Here is a 20,874-nt window from a genome sequence, read left to right on the forward strand (position 1 = left end):
AGGGGCAGAGGAGAAGATATTTGTAGCTCTTCTGAAGTGAAATGGTATTAGAGGCGAACCACATAGCCTGGAGTTGAAACCCCAGGTAAGCAGAGATTTAATAGTAAGGAATTTTGGGAATGTTGATGTATTGGGTTGGTACGAGTCGGAGTCAGCGGCGTGTTAATTGGATCGGGCTTTGGTTGGTGGCGCTGCTGTTAGTAGTAATGTTGCGGTTACCTGCAGTTGCGGGAGCGGTGCATTTTACTGAGTTGCAGTTTGCGCCGTTGCCAGAGGTACAAATACCAGAATATACGCGCTTCGTGACGGATAATGGCATGATTGTGTATCTGCTGGAAGATCGCGAATTGCCGTTGGTAAGTGGTACGGCGTTGTTTCGCACTGGACAGCGCTGGGAACCTCCAGAGAAAACGGGTTTAGCTGGTTTGACAGGAACAGTGATGCGCACCGGAGGAACGAAACAGCATTCTGGTGATGAACTTAATGAGTTATTAGAACAACGGGCAGCTACGGTAGAAACGTCGATTAGTACTGCTTCGGGTTCGGCAAGTTTCAATGCATTGAGTGAAGATCTTGAAACGGTGTTTGGGTTGTTTGCTGAGGTAATTCGTCAACCGGTGTTTGCGCAGGATAAGTTGGATTTAGCGAAAACGCAGTTGCGTGGAAGTATTGCACGGCGTAATGATGAACCTGGTAGCATTGCCCAGCGCGAGTTTCAGAAGTTAATCTACGGTGATGATAGTCCGTATGCGCGGATTCCTGAGTACCAAACGGTAGATAATATTTCGCGAGAAGATGTTGTGAATTTCTATCGCGAGTACTTCTATCCTAATAATATGATTTTGGGAATTGTGGGGGATTTTGACTCGCAACAAATGCGATCGCTTATCCAAAAGTATTTTGCCAGCTGGCAACCGAATCCTGGAATGCAACTACCAGAGTTACCAACAGTATGTCAAGCAAAGCTTGGTGGTATCTTCTTGGTAGATCAACCGCAACTAACGCAAAGTTATTTACAAATTGGGCATTTGGGCGGTCAATTTAATAGCCCTGATTATGCGGCACTAGATGTGATGAATGGGGTATTAAATGGCTTTGGTGGGCGGTTATTTAATAATGTGCGATCGCGTCAAGGTTTAGCTTACTCGGTGTACGGCGCGTGGAGTCCGCGTTATGACTATCCTGGTTTATTCATCGCTGGCGGACAAACGCGATCTGATGCCACAGTGTCGTTTATTCAAGCAATGCAAACAGAAATTGAACGCCTCAAAACAGAATTAGTCACGCCAGAAGAACTTGCTTTAGCGAAAGATTCTGTTCTCAATTCTTTTGTGTTCAACTTTGAAGACCCAGCACAAACTCTAACGCGACTTTTACGTTACGAATACTACGGCTATCCTGCCGATTTTCTCTTCCGCTATCGTCAAGCTGTCGAAGCCACTACGGCTGAAGATATCCAACGCGTCGCCCAAACTCACCTCAAACCGGAAAACTTAGTCACTTTAGTCGTAGGTAACGCCAGTGCAATTCAACCACCATTAACAGCACTAGCATCAGAAGTGACATCAATCGACATCACAATTCCTGAACCAGAACCTATTGCCACAAAATAAACTCATTAATTGGATTGTTTTTTATCAGAAGATGTGCAATATTCCTAATATTTATTGCCATCTTCATTCTTACTGAACAGACTTTTTTTGGCATAATTTACTTAAGTATTTTTTTATATTCCAGTCTGGAAAATATTATAATTTAATTTCAAATCTGTCTAAATTTTTCTAGTATAAATACTGATTAAATATTAGACTATAAATTCGTATAAAAGCTATGAAATAGTTTGTTAAACTGTAATAACCAATCATTTATTTAGTAGAAACATATAACGCTAATAAATAATTATTAAACGCATAGTTTATTGACTAAAAATTAATAGCAATTCCCACAAATAATCCCAACCAGATGTTCATAACTTAGATAGATGAACCAGGACATGCCAAAAACTAATCGCTTACCTGCCTTAAATAGCTTACTACTTATTTTGCTATTCTTCTCAGGCTTTGCTGCGCTAGTTTATCAAGTGCTATGGGTACGGGAATTAGGATTACTCTTTGGCAGCACAGCCCAAGCTGCTGCACTGACTGTGGCAATTTTCTTTAGTGGGCTTGCCTCTGGCGGCTGGTTTTGGGGTCGTCGCGCCCCTCACTTTACCTCTAGCCTGCGTTGGTTTGGGTATTTGGAAATGGGAGTAGCGCTAACTGCACTCGGACATTTTGTGCTGGTGGATGCCTATCACGTTCTGTATCCCATACTCTACGCAACACTCGGTCATTCTACCGTATTAGATACCCTAGCAAAAGCTCTCATTGCGGCAACATTGCTTCTTCCTGCCTCATTTTTGATGGGAGGAACTTTGCCATTAATGGTGCAACACTGCGTACGCTATCCCAATCAATTAGCAACAGTGGGTACTCGACTTTACGCCGTGAATACAGCTGGATCCGCATTAGGAACTTTAGCAACTGGCTTTGTATTACCTCTGGTGTTGGGATTTCGCAACACTTATTTGTTAGCTGTGGGACTGGATTTTACAGTGGGGTTTTCAGCAGTTTTACTGGCATGTCAACTGCATGACAAACACAGTTCAACAAAATTTACTCGCGATACTACATCTCTAGAACAACCACCGCAGTTTTTCCCACTACCTACGTCCTTAATTTGGGCAACAGCCTTTTTTTCTGGCTTTGCCACTTTGGGAGTTGAGGTGATCTGGACTAGGTTGTTTTCTCAAGTTCTACAGAACTCTGTCTATACCTACGCCCTTGTCTTGGCAACATTCTTGCTTGCCCTAGCGTTAGGAGCAGCGATCGCTAATGCCCTTTCATGGCTACACTATCCTACTCCAACCGCAATTCTTTGTGGACTGTTATTGCTAGCAAGTAGTATGACAGCATTTTCTCCTTGGTTATTTTATGAAGTGACCGACGGATTTTCTTATCTAGGGCAAGATCTAGGCTGGAGTGGCTATCTCCTGGCGATCGCCCGCGTGGCAGGACTCGTGATGTTACTCCCAGCTATGGTGCTGGGCACAGTATTACCATACCTCATGCGAATGCTCGAAACTCATCTTGAACATCCCAGCGAAGGCGTGGGACGACTGGTTGCGGCTGATACACTAGGTGCCATTTTGGGTTCTTTGAGCACCGGTTTCCTGCTACTGCCACAATTGGGAGCCTGGCGAAGTTTATTGCTGCTAGCTGCGGTTTATTTGGTAATTCTAGTAGCAATTGCCCTGACTCGTACAACCTTTACCCGCCTTATGACTGCTGGACTTGCTGTTACAGCAGCAGTCTTGTTAACTGGGATCAATTGGCAAACACTACCAGCAGTACCAATTCGAGTATGGGTAAATGACCGAATTGTGGAAATTCAGGAAGGATCCCATGCCACAGTTGCAGTGGTGGATGTATCCGGCGGAGGGCGAGCGATTCGAGTGAATACCTACTACACGCTTGGCAGTTCGCGCAACTTACACTTAGAGCAAAATCAAACAGTTATACCAATGATGACCCATCCCCGCCCTGAATCTGTCTTTTATCTAGGAATGGGTACAGGAATTACAGCAGGAGCTTCTTTGGCGTTTCCAGTCAAGCGAGTTGTTGTCTGCGAGCTATTACCAGAAGTCGTCTCGTTAGCTGAATCTCATTTTACCTCTTGGACACGAGGATTATTTGATGACGAACGGGTAACGATCTATGCAGAAGATGGACGCAACTGCCTCAGCCGCAGTCGCGATCGCTACGATGTGATTATCAGCGACTTATTTACCCCGTGGGAACGAGGAACAGGTAATCTTTACACGCTTGAAAGCTATCAAATTGCTAAGCAACGCTTGGAACCAAATGGTATCTTTGTTCAGTGGGTTCCCTTATATCAAGTGTCACAGCGCGAGTTAGGTATCATCGCTCGAACAATGACAGAAGTTTTTCCGCAGGTGGTGATGTGGCGCGGTGATTTGGCACCTGAACGCTCGATTATCGCACTAGTTGGGCAAAATCAGGCACAGCCACTTGCTCCACAAGCGATTATTCAGCACGGTCATCAATTGATGAATCAGTTAGCAGTAAGCGATCGCGCTACAGCTAATACAACCGATGAAGCATTATTAGCTCTTTTGCTGCGTTTATATGTCGGCAACATCACCACTAGTGGACTGTTCGATAACTATCCACTCAATACCGACAACAGTCCTTTAATTGAGTATCTAGCACCACAAACTCAGCGCCAGGTGCAAACCAAAACAGCCAGCTTTCTAATCGGCTCTGAGCGCGAGCGGTTATACAAGCAAATCTATTCTACTGTCAGTCCTGAAACTGATCCCTACCTTGCTAACCTGACTGCAAAACAATATGAATATGTGCAAGCAGGACGCAATTATTCTCTTTCTGCTCAGTTATCTGTCCAAGGCAACAGAGCGCAAGCTCGTGCTTACTTCGAGAAATTTCAAGCACTTTCTCCACCTAATACAACAGAAAACTTATCTCCAGCTAGAATGTTGCTAAGGCAGTAAATATTTATTATTTGCTCAACACTCCGCAAAGGTGCCATTCTCGCATTCAATCCACTGGCAATACTTGCAAAATCTTTTCCTGTAGCAACCTACTCAACCTTCAACTAATACAGCAATTAATTCTTTCACAACTGCGGAATCTGAATCACCTGCTGGCGGACAAACGCGATCTGATGCCACAGTGTCGTTTATTCAAGCAATGCAAACAGAAATTGAACGCCTCAAAACAGAATTAGTCACGCCAGAAGAACTTGCTTTAGCGAAAGATTCTGTTCTCAATTCTTTTGTGTTCAACTTTGAAGACCCAGCACAAACTCTAACGCGACTTTTACGTTACGAATATTACGGCTATCCTGCCGATTTTCTCTTCCGCTATCGTCAAGCTGTCGAAGCCACTACGGCTGAAGATATCCAACGCGTCGCCCAAACTCACCTCAAACCGGAAAACTTAGTCACTTTAGTCGTAGGTAACGCCAGTGCAATTCAACCACCATTAACAGCACTAGCATCAGAAGTGACATCAATCGACATCACAATTCCTGAAGCTGAACCTGTGGCAACACAACAAAATCGTTAAGTGCAATATAACTGAGTACTTAATACTTTTTGCCAGAAGATGTGTATTTTTACTAGATTTTGTATTACCATCTTCTTTTTTTATACACTTGTACTTACTAAGAATTTACCGCAACTTTAATTTATGCGTGTTTTTGCCCGATTTCTTTATCAAAAATTCATAGTTTGAGCTTGACTTTTCAATTAATCTCAAATTATCGGGCTTGAGGAAAAATATTCTCAATTCAACTTCATAATTGCTGCTATTTCCTAATATCATTTCTCGGGAAATAGTAGGTTTTTGCTGTCAAAAATTATCAGCTTTTAACCTGTTTTTATTTACTATCATAGGCAGGCACTTTATGGCAATCATTAGAGGAACTTCGGGTAACGACACTCTTGTAGGCACTCAATTCGCCGATACACTGTTGGGTTTTGCCGGCGATGACTTGCTGTTGGGTAGAAGAGGTAATGATGTTCTTAGAGGAGGCAGAGGAAAGGACACGCTTAGAGGTAATAATGGTGATGATACTCTCTATGGCGATGCAGGTGATGATGTACTTGAGGGCAATGCAGGTAATAATGTACTTTATGGCGGTCTAGGCAATGATCGGCTTTACGCCAGCTTTGAAGGGAATAACACACTTTATGGTGGTGGAGGTAATGACACACTCTATGGAGGATCTTATGGGGAAAACTTTTTGTATGGCGGTCAAGGTGACGATACTTATGTATTAGTCTACAACCCTAATACACAAATTATTGAAGATCCTAACTCAGGCATAGATACTGTCATTGTTGACTCTAGTTCTATTAATGAGTTGAGTGCGAATGTAGAGAATTTAACATTAATAGAGAATAATGATGCTTTTTTTGGTGTTGGAAATAATCTTAACAACACGATCGCTGGAAATTCACTGAATAACATACTTCATGGCAGGGCTGGTAATGACTTATTAATTGGAAATGCAGGTAATGACACTCTTGTCGGTACTGATGGAACTATAGGTGACAAAGACACGCTCACAGGTGGTAGTGGCAGAGATACGTTTATTTTAGGAAATGCCACAACTGTGTTTTATGACGATCGCAACAGTACATCTGCAGGATTGAACGACTATGCATTAATTACCGATTTCAATATCAATGATGATTTTATCCGTCTCAACGGTAAACGAACTGATTATTTCTTAAGCGCTTCTTCTGGGGAAGACAATTTACCAGCAGGAACTGCAATCTTCCGCAAAGTTAATGGAGAAGCGGATGAATTGATTGCAATTATTCAAGGAAATTCCTCACTGAGTTTGGATGGTAACTATTTTAAGTTTACTGATGATGAAATCGACCTTGCGACACTCAATGGTAGCAATGGCTTTGTGATTAATGGTGTTGCGACTAGCAATGCAGGAGATGTTAACGGAGATGGTTTTGATGACATCGCGGTAGCAAGTTATGTTGTGTTTGGTAAAGCATCAGGATTTAATGCAAGTATCGACTTGGCAGATCTTGATGGTAGCAATGGCTTTGCCATCATTGATGAACGTGACTCCACTAGCTTCTTTGTCAGTAATGCGGGAGATGTCAACGGTGATGGCTTTACTGACCTAATTATTGGTGCACCTAGTGCTATCTCTACATATGGAACTAGGACAGGAGTAAGCTATGTTGTGTTTAGTCAAGCATCAGGGTTTGGTGCTAGTCTCGACTTAGCAACACTCAATGGTAGCAATGGCTTTGCCGTTAATGGTATTTACACATCTGATGGTTTTGGCGCTTCAGTCAGTGGTGCAGGAGACATCAACGGAGATGGCTTTGCTGATTTGATTATCGGTGCACCTAATGCTAATCCTGACGGTAAACGTTATGCTGGGGCAAGCTATGTCGTATTTGGCAAAGCATCGGGATTCAGTGCCAATCTCGAGGCTGGGACACTTGATGGTAGAAATGGTTTTACAATTCCTGCCATTAGTGAGCGCGACTCTTTAGGTTCTTCAGTCAGTATTGCAGGAGATGTTAATGGTGACGGCTTTGATGACTTAATTGTTAATGCTCCCTTGGCTAAGTCTAACGGGCAATATACTGCACAAAGCTACGTTATCTTTGGAAAAGAGTCAGAGTTTGCCGCTAGTTTTAATTTGACGACACTCAATGGTAGCAATGGTTTTGTGATTAGTGGTGCTGGTGGAGAAGTGAGTAATGCGGGAGATATTAATGGTGATGGCTTCGCTGACTTGATTGTTTATGAACCTTTCGCTAAACCGCTGGGTCAATACAAATATGCCGGACAAAGCTACGTTATTTTTGGTAAAGCATCGGGGTTCGATGCAAATATCGACGTTTCAACGCTCGATGGTAGCAATGGTTTTGTTATTAATAATGTCGAGGTTAATAACTACTCACGCGGTTCTGTTAGTAATGCGGGAGATGTCAATGGTGATGGCTATGATGATTTGATTATTGGGGCACCAAATGTTCCTTCTAATGGACAAATTCGTGCCGGACAAAGCTACGTTATTTTTGGTAAAGCATCGGGATTTGATGCCAGTCTTGATTTAGCAACACTCGATAGTAGCGATGGTTTTGTCATTAATGGCATTAATGCATACGACTTCTCAGGAAGTTCTGTTAGCAGTGCAGGAGATATTGATGGCGATGGCTTTGCTGACTTAATTATTGACGCACCTGGTGCTAATTTTTTAGGTCAATATGATGCAGGAGAAAGCTACGTCATTTTTGGTCGCGACTTTACAAACTCTGTTACTCACCTGGGTACTGATGGCGATGATACTCTCATTGGCACAAATGGTGATGATATCCTCATTGGTGGCAGAGGGAACGATCGCCTGATCGGTGGGCGCGGTGCTGATGTCCTCTACGGTGGTGCTGGCGATGATACCCTCAGCTTTGGCGTACGCGATCGCCGTCTCGATGGCGGTAGCGGTACAGATACTCTCACTGTTGACATTAGCAACACCACAATTGACTTAACGACTCTACCCCGCAATCAAATTCGCTCGATTGAAATTATTGACTTGACTGGTACAGGTGATAACAACCTCATCCTGACGCGCTTAAATTTACTCAATCTTTCGGATACTACCAATCGCTTGATTGTCAATGGTAATGCTGGCGATTCGGTAACGTCTACTGGTCAAGGATGGATTCGTGGTGATGAAACAACACTCAATGGTATCACGTACAATCAGTTTACTGCTGGAGCAGCAACGCTATTAATTGGTACTGACCTCACGCAAACTATTTCTTGATTCAATCTCAATTAAAGTTAAAGCTGATATTAGCAATCAGACCGCGAAGGTGGTCTTTTTTTATGAGCCGCGCAGGGAGTCGCTAGGCTTTTAATCCTGACCCCTACTATTAGGAAGTAAACAGCAAGCGATCGCCTGGATGAGACGGTAATTGCGCAGCCATCAGTTGTTGAGCATAAGGATGCTGAAGGTGATGCAATTGTTTAAGATCTTCAACTGTTTCTACGATCGCCCCTTGATACATCACCACGAGTTTATTCGCTATGAAGGAAACTGCGGCTAAGTCGTGAGAAATAAACAAATAAGATAACTCAAACTGTTCTTTAAGATCTGCTAGCAAGTGCAGAATTTGAGCTTGAATCGTCATATCTAAACTCGCAACAGGTTCATCGAGAACAATCAACTTAGGCTTAAGCGCGATCGCTCTCGCAATGGTAACGCGCTGCAATTGTCCGCCGCTAAACTGATGAGGATATTTATCGATATCGGCTGCACGTAATCCGACAATTTCTAGCAACTGCTGGATTTGTTCGCTCATCTGCGTTGCCGACAAATTAAGATAGTTCCGCATCGGTTCGCCGATAATTTCACCCACGCTTAACCGAGGATTCACCGCACTCAAACTATCTTGAAACACAACTTGGAGATCGCGACGCAAAATTCGCCGTTGAGCGCGATTCAAATGTTTCAGATTTTTGCCTTGAAACCAAATTTCTCCGCGATCGGGTTGTTCTAGCCCTAGCACAATCCGCCCTAAAGTACTTTTACCCGCACCACTCTCGCCGACAACTCCCAGACAGCAACCAAGTTCAACCGTAAGCGAAACGTCTTGTAATGCCCTTACCAAGTGCTTTTGCCCCCACCAACCTTGCTGAACCTCATAGGTTTTGGACACCCTCTGAATCGATAACAGCGTCATACCTCATACCATTTCACTAAATAAAAACTACAAGTAACTTCTTCCTCTGCTCCTCTGCTCCTCTGCTCCTCTGCTCCTCTGCTCCTCTGCTCCTCTGCTCCTCTGCTCCTCTGCTCCTCTGCTCCTCTGCTCCTCTGCTCCTCTGCTCCTCTGCTCCTCTGCTCCCTCTTTGTAGTAACTTCAAAATGAAACGGTATCAGTCCTCACTTGCAAACGAGACGCAAGCAGCGATCGCGTGTAAGGATGTTGCGGTTGGTCGAATAGTTGCCTAACATTTGCTTGTTCGACAAATTCTCCTTGATACATTACGGCAACTTCATCAGCTAATTGAGCAATTACACCCAGATCGTGCGTCACCAGCAAAATCGCCGCATCATGCTGCTGTTGTAGATGTGCGAGTAAGTTCAAAATTTGCATTTGGGTAATCACATCTAAAGCGGTCGTCGGTTCATCAGCAATTAAAACCTGAGGACGCAGCGAGATAGCGATCGCAATCATCACTCGTTGCAACATCCCCCCAGAAAGTTGAAAGGGAAATTGCTTCCAAATCCGTTCTGGATGAGGTAAATTCACATCAGATAAACATCCAAGTGCAATCGACTTTGCTTCTGTTTTCGTTAAAGATTGATGCGATCGCAAAGTTTCCGTAAACTGTTGTCCAATAGTCAGAATCGGATTGAAAAAGCTAGCAGGATTTTGTAACACGACACCAATCTGCTGTCCGCGAATTTGACGCAAAGTCGTAGGCGGTAAACTCGTGAGATCTTGCTGCGACAAGCGAATCGTTCCCCGTGAAATTCGTCCTTCGCGACCTAGTAATCCTAAAATTGCTAAACAGATAGTACTTTTACCTGAGCCGCTTTCGCCAATAATGCCTAAAACTTTCCCTGGTTTGAGTTGAAAACTCACGCCACGTACAACAGGTGTCCAACTTGTTCCCTGCTGAAATTCGACTTGCAGATCTGTAACCGTGAGAACCGGATCAACCATTGGGAAGTGATGTTTCTACAGTAGTAGTAAGCGACGATCTTTGTTTAATTGTCCTACCAAAACGAGGATCGAGTGCATCGCGCAAGGCATCACCTAGCAAGTTGAACGACAACGCCACAATAAAAATTGTCAAGCCAGGATAAAGCATCAATCCTGGTTCGCGGCGGAAAAATTCGCGACCATCAGTAATCATAGCTCCCCACTCTGGAGTCGGTGGCTGAATTCCTAATCCCAAAAACGACAAAGCTGAAATTTGTAGAATCACCCATCCTGTATCTAAAGAAGCTAACACGGCAATTTCGGCAATCGTATACGGCAACAAGTGTTTGACCATAATATAAACGCTGCTCGTTCCCGATACGATCGCGGCTTTGATAAAATTCTCTTGCTTTAAGCTCAGTACTTTAGAGCGCACAATTCTGGCATACCAAGCCCAGTGCGATGCCCCTAAGGCAATAACCAAATTTACAGGACTCGCTCCCATAATACCAACGATCGCCAGTGCCAAAATTAAATTAGGGAACGACAAAAACACATCACAAATTCGCATCAAAACATTATCAACTTTCCCGCCGACGTAACCTGCGATCGTACCTACAATCAAACTAATACTCGTCGTGAGTGCGGTAACAGTAAGAGCGATCGAAAGAGAAATTCGCGCTCCGTAAATTAATCGTGACAGAATACAGCGCCCTAAATGATCCGTACCCAGCAAAAAAGTGGCACTGGGAGATTGCAAGCGCCGAGTGAGATCTACTTCTAAAGGATCGTGCGGTGCAATCAAAGGAGCAAACAAGGCGATCGAAGCAATGCAAAAGATAACTCCTACACTGAACCAAGCCGCTTTGTTATCCAACAATCGTTTTAGCAACAACATGATTCGCTTTACAAATCCTCAACTTTTCCTAAACGAATTCTGGGATCGAGGTAGCTGTAAGTCAAATCGACAATCAAGTTAGTTATTACAAAGAAAATTGCTGCCAAGCAGACATAAGCTTGAATCACCGGATAGTCGCGACTGAGAATCGACCTCACTGCAAACCGTCCAATTCCTGGCAAAGCAAACACATTTTCGACAATAACCGCTCCTGCTAAGAGATGCGCAATACTCATGCCAAACAACGTCACCACAGGAAGCAAAGCGTTTCTTAAAACGTGTCTGCCCACAACAAAACGCTCTCTTAACCCTCTAGCACGCGCGTAGAGAACATAATTTTGGCTCAAGCTATCCAACATACTATTGCGCAACAACCGTGCATAAACAGCAGCAGGAGACCATGCTAGCGTGATTGAAGGCAGTACTAAATGAGTCCAGTTACCCCGTCCCATGACTGGCAACCAACCTAATTGAAAGCTGAAAAAATACATCAACAAAAAGCCCAACCAAAAGTTAGGTAATGCCGCTCCCACATAAGCAAATAGACGGCTAGCATAATCAAAAATACTATCTCGATAAAGCGCCGCCAAAACTCCCAAAGGAATGCTGACTAGCCAAATTAAAACGGTAGTGCTAAGAGTTAGTTCTATAGTTGTTGGCAAGTAGTAAAAAATTTCTTGTAGCACCGGTTGCCCAGTAACGAAGGATGTGCCAAAGTCAAGGTGAATGACACGCCACAACCAATTGAGATACTGAATTGGCAAAGGACGATTTAGCCCCAATTGCTCTCGCATCGCCGCGATCGCATCTGGCGTAATTGGCACTTCGGAAATTCGCAAAACGACAACCGCCGGATCGCTTGGCATTAATTGCACGAGCAAAAATGTCACCAGTGAAATCCCCAGCAGTACTGGAATCAATTGCAGTACCCGCCGGACTGCATACAACTGGGTAAACTGCTCAAACGGTCTTAACCATGAGTAATACTGGGTTGTCATCGTTTGGTTAACTTGTTGAGCGGAACCTGATTTTCTTGAGGCATAAATTCAAATCCACCGATATTTTCTTGCAATACCGCAAGCTTCGTTGAATAAGAAATTGGCAGATAAACGGCTTGCTCGTGTAATGTAGTCAGAATGTCACGGTACAATTGCTGCCGCGTCGCTGAGTCTGTTGATACGAGTACCTCGGCAATTTTTCGATCGATCTCTGCTTTCATCGGTAAACCTGATTGTGCCTCATAGTCAGCATGAGAAGGCTTGCGCATCGATGACACCATTGCGTGAGGTTCGTAGGGCGGTCCCCAAGTATTATTGAAAATGAGGTGAAATTCGCCGTTTGTTTGGCGATCGAGCCATGCTTGTCTTTCTTCTCCCAACAGCCGCACATCAATGCCAACTTGCCTTAAATCAGCTTGTAAAGCTTCTGCGATCGCCCTGTCAATATTATTGAGCGCATCAAAAGATAGTTCCAAAGTTAACGACTGACCATTTTTTTGACGAATGCTTCCCCCAGCGGGTAATGTCCATCCTGCTTCATCCAACAAAGCCCTAGCGCGTTGTACATCATAGGCGTACGGCTCTAGCCCAATATCAGCATAGGGAACTTCATCAGAAAAATACGTATCGGCTCGCCGTTCGGTATTATAGAAAATTGCCTGAATCACCGCATCTTTATTGAAGCTGTGCTGAATTGCCTGTCGCACTGCTAATTCTTGCGTTGGACCGCGACCAGAGTGAATAGCGATCGCCCTCGTGCTTAGAGGTTGCGAAACTTCAGTTTGATAGCGACCAGACTTCTGCAACCGCTCAAAAGCATCTAAACTAATGACACCATTACCATAAATCAAATCCAACTCTCCACTTTCAAACGCCACTACCCGCGTTTCGCCATCTGGAATCACCCTGACGGTGACTTGTTCTATGGCGGGCAATTCGCCCCAGTAGTTTTCATTACGCCGAAATACAGCAACATTATCTCTACTGTATTCCGTCAGTATCCACGGTCCTGTACCAATCGGTTGCTTAATGCCATCAGCGGTTGTTCCTGATTCAGGAAAGGCTGCGGGCGAGAGAAACCTCACTGGACGAATCAGCGTTAATTCTTGTAAGGCTGGATAATAGGCATTTTTGAGATAAATTCTTAGCGTATACTCGTCTTCTGCTTCAACGCGGTCGATTTGCTGAACCAGTTCTAACCAATCATGCGCTTGCGCATTTGCCAAGATTTGGTCGAAATTGAGTTTAGCCGCTGTAGCATTAAATGCTTCTCCATCCGAGAACTGTACGCCTTGACGCAGTTGAAAAGTTATCACCCTGCCATCAGGCGAAACTTCCCAACTTTCAGCCAAACCAGGTAAAATTTCACCACCCCGCCCATAATTCACCAATGACTCAAAAATCATATCTTGAGCAAACATTTGACTAGGACCATACAGGTGCGGATTAAGTGGTCCTACATCTTGAGACCAAGAAAAGACAAGATTTTCTTGTCGATTTCCTGCTTGTGGTTGCGTACAACCAGGTAATACAACCAATGCTCCGATCGCAAGAGGTAGTAAAACCTTACCTAAAAAGTTCATACACTCACTAATACTAGTGGCAGCGAATCTCAAACTAGTAATCAGAATATTTTTTACTTATTCTAGCTTTTAATAATCTCATATTCACTTCATTTTTGGCAATTCAAATAATAGCAATTTTAGCCAGTATCCCCCCAGGGAGTATTTTCTTTACCGGAATTAGAATGATAGGCTTTGATTTCTTATATGCCGATCTGAACAACTTATCAAACGTAATCTTACAGTGAGAATAAACTCATGACGAGTAAAATTGTTGACACTTGGCTAACTAATTCTCAAGAAGAAAATGCCATGTTTGACGATCATTATCCATTGTGGAAAGTAATGATTGAGCGCATGACTGAAAAAAGCTTAGAAGGCAAAACTATCCTTGATTTTGGCTGTAATCAAGGTGGGTTTTTACGAGTTTTGTATCAACACAAGCCTTTTCAAAAAGGAATTGGAATTGATGTAGCGCGACAAGCTATTCAAATTGCCAATGAAAATAAGGGAAATTTACCACTAACTTACGAAGCTCGCGATAATTTAGATCCATTTCAATCAGAAATTGATGTTGCCTTTAGTCATGAAGTTTTGTACTTGATTCAAGATTTACAGCAACACGCTCAAAAAATGTTTGATTGCTTAAAATCTCAAGGAGTGTACTACGCTGCATTGGGATGTCATTCAGATAATCCTTTGTGGACAAATTGGAAAAAAATGATTGAAGCAGAGTCTAATATTGAGGTGCAAAACTACAGCTTGAATTTTATTGCTGATACATTTCGCGATGCGGGCTTCACTGTTTTTGCTCAAAAGTTTATGTTAAATGACTTTATGCTAATGAAGGAAAGTAATAGCTATTTCCCCAGTGTCATTGATTCTCTTAACTACTATTGGGATTACAAAATTTTGTGGAAGTTTGTGAAACAATAACAATACAGCTAGCTTACTACTTCGCTGTACTAGTTTAGATGAGGGGAAAAACGCGTTTTATCTATTACCTACTCTCCCACCCTGTACTAAAGTGCGGGCTAACAGTTAAAGTCTGATGAATCAGACTGAAACAGTCTTTCAGTCCACTTTGAGTGGGCTTGAGATATAAGCGTGGGAATTAATTCCCAGGCGCATTGTCGGGTTAACTGAGAATAATGCAACTCAGTTAAAGCTACTAATCATTCCATCAGCTAGCTTACTACTTCGCTGTACTAGTTTAGATGAGGGAAAAGACGCGTTTTATCTATTACCCACTCTCCCACCCTGTACTAAAGTGCGGGCTAACAGTGAAAGTCTGATTCATCAGACTGAAACAGTCTTTCAGTCCACTTTGAGTGGGCTTGAGATATAAGCGTGGGAATTAATTCCTAGGCGCATTGTCGGGTTAACTGAGAATGGTGCAACTCAGTTAAAGCTACTAATCATTCCATCAGCAATTGCAAAGCCTTTTCCTTCATCTTCTGAAAAATATTGTAAAATCCATTACTGCGCGATGGTGTCAGGCTCGCATTCAATCCAGTATCTTTAATGAACTCTGGCGAGACTTGCAAAATTTCTTCGGGTGACAACCCACTCAAACCTTCCACTAATACTGCAACTAATCCTTTTACAAGCGCTGAATCCGAATCACCTTGATACCAAACTTTCCCTCGATCTATTCCCGCAGTGATATACACCTGCGATACACAACCTGGGACTTTATTTTCTGGAATTTTATCGCTTTCGGGAAATTCTTTTAGTCGTTTAGCATACCACACTAATTGTTCGTAACGTTGTTTTGGGTTAGAAAGTCTTTGGAAGCGCTGCACAACACGCGCAAGTGAATCTGGTAAAGGCGCTGCGGTAGAAGCCATAGCTGCTAACGATAAGGATTATCATTATTTTAGTTTGCAGGTAATTTGATTAAAAAATCTACACGCGATCGCACTCGTTCAAATCATCCATCTGTCGTTTCTAATTGTGTCTCCGGCTTACGAGTGTACCAATACGCCCAAGCAATTAAGACAGCTTGTAGTGGTAGCCTCGCCAAATACAGTAATTGACTATGAGGAATTCCCTCAACTTTGATGTTGTGTATAGTCATGTAAATATTTGCTGGAAATACCCCGATAAATAACGCAATTAGACACCATGCTGCTATCACACTTACACTAGGAATCAATAGCCCAATACCACCAAGAATCTCAAATACACCACTCAAATAGACTGAAGCAAAGGGCGGAAATGGTGGCGGTACAATTCGCGCATATTGTTCAGGACGAATAAAATGCGTAATGCCGACAATCACTAAAGATACAGCAAGAACGCCGCGCAAAATCTCCTTACGGCGATGTGGGTTGTGCGTAGAAGACATAAGCAACTAAAAATGCAGACGATTCACACGGTAGAGCAGTGTCATCCACACTTACGTCTATCCGAAGTAGGGATATCGCTGTCTTCTCCGCTTTATTTCGTAATTTCTACTTGAATCACTCGACTGAAGTTTTTAAAAACAGCAGTCAGAAGAAACCGCAAATATGTCCCCTATCAAGGTAAGCGATCTGGGTAATTTGCAAAGCGAGTCAAACAGTAAATCTCCTCAGTTACTTTAATTCCCTGTCCCCAACTTTTTAAATCTTTGGGATTATCTATTCCTCACTTGAACTCCGCATCAGTATCAGTTCTTGATACAGTAGCGTCTTTCTTTGTCTTTTTCGCTCTTTATAGTTACATTGAAATAACCTAAGCCCGACGCAACAAAATAAAATGACGCCGAGGGCGATAAATAATACCTTCTTCCTCAAATCGCGCTAGCATTCGCGTTACAGTAACGCGTGTTGTACCAATCACTTCGGCAATTTCTTGATGCGTCAATCGCAAATCAATTAACTGTCCTTGGTCAACGCTACGCCCAAACTTGCTAGCCAACCAAGCTAAAAGTTGCAGTAAACGATTGGGTATTCGTTCGTGGCGGACAATACAGAGTAACTCTTCTGCTTGCTGCACGTTCCGTAAAATATTATCAATGATCTGACACCACTGTATAGCGGGAACATAAGTCACCTCGACACTCGTTAAGCATTCGATTTGATAAGGTTGAATGCGAGATAAAGGCTGACCTATGATATCTCCAGCACCCCAATAACCAAGTGTTACTGTTGTACCTTCTTCACTCCAAGTTAAGCTACGTACTGCCCCGCGTTCAATACGTAGTAGGACATTTGGTTGCAATGGAATTTTGTCGCCACGACTGAAGGTGAACTGACTCCAATGAGTCGGCGACGTTGGGATGTGAGTTACAAAAGCCATAGCATTTGGATTTAAAAGTGAGGAGTGCAGATGTTGCTTGGAATTGAGTATAGATTCGTTGACTTAAAAATGCAAGCTAAATGAAAAAAATTCTCAATTAATCTTTTGATGTTCTTTACGCTCCAAAAAAATGATACGAAGGGATAAGACCAAAGAAAGATGACAAAGGAAGCCAAAAAGCCTTTTTTATAGCGAAAAATTGCGATAACCAACCTTTAGTAGCTTGTTGTCACTGTGTAATTAACAGTTTTAAACTGTACGCGATTAGCTTTGGGTTCAAACAAAGTGTAAATAGCAATTTCTGGCAACTTGCCAACACTTCCCACCCCAATCACTTGGCATGGCTGTGCGGCGATCGCATAGGGTAACATTTGCTCATCCAACGTCGTAATACTTGATGTCATTGAACCGGATTGCACTTGATACTGAAACGCTAACCCCGAACGTCCACAGAACAAAGTTTTCGCTTCTCCACGTAGCAGGCGATCCAACATTTGCGGTGCAGGTGTTTCAGGAGTTAATTCATCATCAACACCTAAAGTACTGCCATGAATCAATAAACAATCCAAATCATGAAAGCCAAAATCAAGTTGGCGAACCCATTCTACAGTTTGACGAGAAACAGATTTCCACAATAATTCGACAATTTCAACACCATATTTTTGAATTAAGCTACTCGCATCTCCAGTCGCACCCACTCCATGCAAAATTAAACATTGTTCTTCCCACCATCCTTTGCATACTTGAGGTTGCAATTCCCCCTGACGAGGATTTCGAACGCGCTGTACCAGTTTTTCACAGTCTGGGTGCGGTCCTACCAAATCTCCTAAAATATAAATTTCTTCTACCGCGCTTTGAAGTTTAATATCCGCAATTACAGCTTCATAAGCCGCTAAATTACCCTCAACACCACTTAAAATTGCCCAGTAACCCATTACCAATTACCCATTCCCCATTACCTACCGCGCGCATACGTGAGTAGGATCTTCAGCTTTTTCTGCGTACTCCAATCCTCTTGCTAACCGCCAAGCAAAAATCGGCGGTAAACCTTTTTCGACGATCGCTGCACAAGTTTTTTGGTAGTCGTAAGCAACTTCGCGCAGCGCTACTTGTTGCGTCTCGGTATCGTAGAGAACATAAGTTGCATTCGGACGTCCGTGACGCGGTTCGCCAACTGAACCGACATTCACAATTTGCTTGAAAGGTGCTGTAAAATTCAAATGTTGTTCTGAATCGAGGCTAGGACCAGTAATTCGAATTTGCAACTGTCCATGAGCCAGCGATCGCACGTATGGTACGTGAGTATGTCCGCAGAATAGCACATCCGCCCCTGTCGCAAGTACGCGTTCCATTGCGACAAAAGCATCCATATCAGGTAACAGATACTCATGCGCGCTATACGGACTACCATGAACGAAATACAAGTTACCCTCGTGCAAACTATGCGGTAACTGCGCTAAAAACTCGCGTGTTTCTGGTGTAACTTCCTGATTTGTCCACGCATGAGCCGTCATCCCCCGTTTTTCGGCTAATAATGAAGGATAACTACACTCGCAAGCATTAACTCCTTCGACAACATCTTCATCCCAGCAACCCGCACATGTGGGAATATTTAACGTGCGGATGCGTTCGACAACTTCATTTGGATAAGGACCATAACCAACTAAATCGCCAACACAATAGATTTTCTCAGCGTTTTGTTGAGTTATATCGGCTAAGACTGCATCCAATGCGGGTAAATTACCATGAATACACGACATAACAGCTAATCTCATACCATTGCTTCCTCATGTAGCATTTCTTTCACTTGTTGTTGATAGTGGCGAATCGCAGCATCCGATAAACAACAATCTTGAAAAGTTTGGGCGATCGCATCTTCATTTAATTGATTTCCCCAAACTTCAATTCCACTAAGTCGCTGCGGTCTTCCTTCCAGCCAACGTGGTAGATTTAATTCATCAAATTCTTGCGGTTGCATCCCTGCAACAAAGTCACCATAAACAGATAACCCATCCGCCAGTTCAAAGATTCCCTTAGCGCGCGATACTGTACCATAAGCGCCTTGAGTTAGTTCGTACCAAAAAACCGCTAAACTATCAGGATCGATGACATGACCCGTCGTATTCGCAACCCATAACGAAGTTGCTTTTGTCGCAGTTGATGAACCCTCAACAATCTCATCCGCCCATTCTTTCCAATCAGCATCCCCCCCAGCAGGCACAATCGCCACGCGATAGCAGTTGAGAGTATCAAGAATCGGGGATAACTTGGCTAAGTCTAAGTGATATCCTAGCTCCAAGTAAGCCGTCACACCTGAAGCAAGTAAATTCCAAAATTGTGCTTGTTGGTCGTCAGCTAAAAATTGCACGTGAGGAAACTCTGTTGCTAAACGAGTGCGGTCAATTCCAACCCGCGTTGCTGGTGAAAAATACAAAGTTGGTTGTTCTGTAAATTGCTGGCGAATCCAATTTGTCTTTCCTACGCCAGGAAGACCAGCCACCGCAGTAATTTTTTGCATTGCGTTATGATAATGATTATCAATGCATAAGCATTATGCCACAAAGATGAATTCCTCAACTACGAATTACATAGACATTGCCGTCATCGGTGCGGGACCGCATGCGATGACTGTGGTAACGCATTTATTGCAAAAACGCCCGCAGCTACGTCAGCGGTTACTAGTTTTCGACCCCAATGGCACTTGGATGCGACAATGGCAAAATCAATTTGCTGCCTTTGAGATTCCGCATTTACGATCGCCTGCGGTGCATCATCCCGATCCCAACCCGTATGCTTTAAGACAATTTGCGCAATCGCGATCGCGCGAACTTTATCCGCCGTACGATCTGCCAGGAACCTTATTATTTCAAGATTTTTGCCAAGAATTAATTCGTCGTTGGTCATTACAACATCACGTTGTCGCCGCTCAAGTTGTTCGTATTGAACCGATTAAACAATTGCGATCGCGCTTTCGTCTCTGGTTAGACAATAATCAATCAATTGTTGCGCGACGCGTCATTCTCGCAACAGGTAGCGGTACGCTGCAAATTCCCACTTGGGTACAAAAAATCGCAGCATCCTACCCACACGACAGACTTTGCCATTCGCGTCATGTCGATCTGCGTCATTTACAACTACACGGAGAAACGATATTAATCGTCGGTGGTGGCTTAACCAGCGGACACCTAGCTTTAGGCGCGATCGCTCGCGGTGCTAAAGTTATACTCATGTCCCGCCGCAATCTGCAAGAAAAACTCTTCGATGCCGATCCAGGTTGGCTAGGACCAAAATACCTCAAACACTTCTGGGCAGAACCGGATTGGGAAACTCGCGCCGAATTAGTTCAACAAGCAAGAAACGGCGGTTCTCTGACACCTGCAATGATGCTGCAACTGCGCCGCGCTCAACGTCAAGGAGATATCACATTATTGGAGAAATGTCAAGTAATATCTGCTACATGGCATAATGCTTGGCAAATTTGTTGTGACGACAGTAGTCAACACGAGTGCGATCGCATTTGGCTCGCCACAGGAACCAAAGTCGATATCACCGCCGAACCTTTACTCGCAGAAATCATCGAACGCTATCCGATTCCTATTGCAAAAGGCTTACCAGTCCTTGATAAATACTTGCGCTGGGCGGGTTGCGAATTATTCATCACCGGAGGATTAGCCGCGCTCCAAGTTGGACCTGTAGCCCGTAATTTATCTGGTGCCAGAATGGCAAGTGAAAGAATTATCCCCGCACTGTGGAAACCCAGCATTGCTTTTTCCCACTAAGCGATCTAGCTTGGCAACAAATAGCAGGGGTCACAGGTCAGGGTTAAACTCCCCTCAAAAAAGACCATTATGA

At 43.5% G+C, this 20,874-nt stretch carries 16 protein-coding genes and 1 pseudogene; 6 read left to right on the forward strand and 11 right to left on the reverse strand.

What is annotated here, in order from left to right; all coding sequences use genetic code 11:
* Positions 1–119: 119 nt before the first annotated feature.
* From B1A85_RS02425 to B1A85_RS02440, 4 genes and pseudogenes are all read left to right on the forward strand, one after another.
* A complete protein-coding gene (locus B1A85_RS02425) occupies positions 120–1,613 on the forward strand; it encodes a pitrilysin family protein (protein WP_104545323.1) in 1,494 nt (497 codons plus the stop codon).
* Between the two features lie 380 nt (positions 1,614–1,993).
* Complete coding sequence (locus B1A85_RS02430) at positions 1,994–4,570, forward strand: fused MFS/spermidine synthase (protein ID WP_168192333.1); 2,577 nt, start codon at positions 1,994–1,996, stop codon at positions 4,568–4,570.
* Positions 4,571–4,721: 151 nt separating this feature from the next.
* Positions 4,722–5,147 (forward strand): annotated as a pseudogene (locus B1A85_RS02435) (M16 family metallopeptidase); the annotation flags it as partial.
* Between the two features lie 340 nt (positions 5,148–5,487).
* Entirely contained in the window at positions 5,488–8,391 is a 2,904-nt protein-coding gene (locus B1A85_RS02440; protein WP_104545325.1) for an S-layer family protein, read from the forward strand.
* Positions 8,392–8,500: 109 nt separating this feature from the next.
* Here B1A85_RS02440 and B1A85_RS02445 read toward each other — a convergent pair whose 3' ends face one another.
* From B1A85_RS02445 to nikA, 5 genes are all read right to left on the reverse strand, one after another.
* The gene (locus tag B1A85_RS02445; protein WP_104545326.1) at positions 8,501–9,310 is read right to left on the reverse strand and encodes a dipeptide/oligopeptide/nickel ABC transporter ATP-binding protein; all 810 of its coding nucleotides are present in this window, start codon (positions 9,308–9,310) and stop codon (positions 8,501–8,503) included.
* A 180-nt stretch (positions 9,311–9,490) separates the two neighbouring features.
* A complete protein-coding gene (locus B1A85_RS02455; protein ID WP_104545327.1) occupies positions 9,491–10,300 on the reverse strand; it encodes an ABC transporter ATP-binding protein in 810 nt (269 codons plus the stop codon).
* Entirely contained in the window at positions 10,293–11,177 is an 885-nt protein-coding gene (opp1C, locus tag B1A85_RS02460; RefSeq protein ID WP_104545328.1) for a nickel/cobalt ABC transporter permease, read from the reverse strand. The genes B1A85_RS02455 and opp1C overlap by 8 nt, the downstream gene beginning before the upstream one ends.
* Positions 11,178–11,185: 8 nt before the next feature.
* Positions 11,186–12,175, reverse strand: a complete 990-nt coding sequence (gene nikB, locus B1A85_RS02465) for a nickel ABC transporter permease (protein WP_104545329.1) — start codon at positions 12,173–12,175, stop codon at positions 11,186–11,188.
* Positions 12,172–13,758, reverse strand: coding sequence for a nickel ABC transporter substrate-binding protein (gene nikA / locus B1A85_RS02470; protein WP_104545330.1), 1,587 nt, complete (start codon positions 13,756–13,758; stop codon positions 12,172–12,174). Before nikA ends, nikB begins: the two co-directional genes overlap by 4 nt.
* 237 nt (positions 13,759–13,995) lie before the next feature.
* On the opposite strand from nikA, the gene B1A85_RS02475 reads away from it, so the two are divergent.
* Complete coding sequence (locus tag B1A85_RS02475; RefSeq protein ID WP_104545331.1) at positions 13,996–14,673, forward strand: bifunctional 2-polyprenyl-6-hydroxyphenol methylase/3-demethylubiquinol 3-O-methyltransferase UbiG; 678 nt, start codon at positions 13,996–13,998, stop codon at positions 14,671–14,673.
* Between the two features lie 482 nt (positions 14,674–15,155).
* Here the strand turns inward: B1A85_RS02475 and B1A85_RS02480 are convergent, their stop codons facing one another.
* The 6 genes from B1A85_RS02480 to B1A85_RS02505 form a co-directional block, all read right to left on the reverse strand.
* Positions 15,156–15,587, reverse strand: coding sequence for a SufE family protein (locus tag B1A85_RS02480; protein ID WP_104545332.1), 432 nt, complete (start codon positions 15,585–15,587; stop codon positions 15,156–15,158).
* An 83-nt stretch (positions 15,588–15,670) separates the two neighbouring features.
* Complete coding sequence (locus B1A85_RS02485; protein WP_104545333.1) at positions 15,671–16,087, reverse strand: DoxX family protein; 417 nt, start codon at positions 16,085–16,087, stop codon at positions 15,671–15,673.
* Positions 16,088–16,455: 368 nt separating this feature from the next.
* Positions 16,456–17,022, reverse strand: a complete 567-nt coding sequence (locus tag B1A85_RS02490) for a Crp/Fnr family transcriptional regulator (protein ID WP_104545334.1) — start codon at positions 17,020–17,022, stop codon at positions 16,456–16,458.
* Between the two features lie 215 nt (positions 17,023–17,237).
* On the reverse strand, positions 17,238–17,957 hold the full coding sequence (locus B1A85_RS02495) for a metallophosphoesterase (protein WP_104545335.1): 720 nt from the start codon (positions 17,955–17,957) through the stop codon (positions 17,238–17,240).
* Between the two features lie 24 nt (positions 17,958–17,981).
* Positions 17,982–18,797: a metallophosphoesterase gene (locus B1A85_RS02500; protein WP_104545336.1), complete on the reverse strand. Its 816-nt coding sequence runs from the start codon at positions 18,795–18,797 to the stop codon at positions 17,982–17,984.
* Entirely contained in the window at positions 18,794–19,540 is a 747-nt protein-coding gene (locus tag B1A85_RS02505; RefSeq protein WP_104545337.1) for a GTPase, G3E family protein, read from the reverse strand. Before B1A85_RS02505 ends, B1A85_RS02500 begins: the two co-directional genes overlap by 4 nt.
* Positions 19,541–19,586: 46 nt before the next feature.
* Here B1A85_RS02505 and B1A85_RS02510 point away from each other — a divergent pair, with 46 nt between their 5' ends.
* Positions 19,587–20,801 carry an FAD/NAD(P)-binding protein gene (locus tag B1A85_RS02510; protein WP_104546280.1) on the forward strand — a complete coding sequence of 405 codons (1,215 nt, stop codon included), beginning with the start codon at positions 19,587–19,589 and terminating at the stop codon, positions 20,799–20,801.
* Positions 20,802–20,874 lie beyond the last annotated feature (73 nt).

The organism is Chroococcidiopsis sp. TS-821 (genome assembly GCF_002939305.1).
Lineage (GTDB): Bacteria > Cyanobacteriota > Cyanobacteriia > Cyanobacteriales > Chroococcidiopsidaceae > Chroogloeocystis.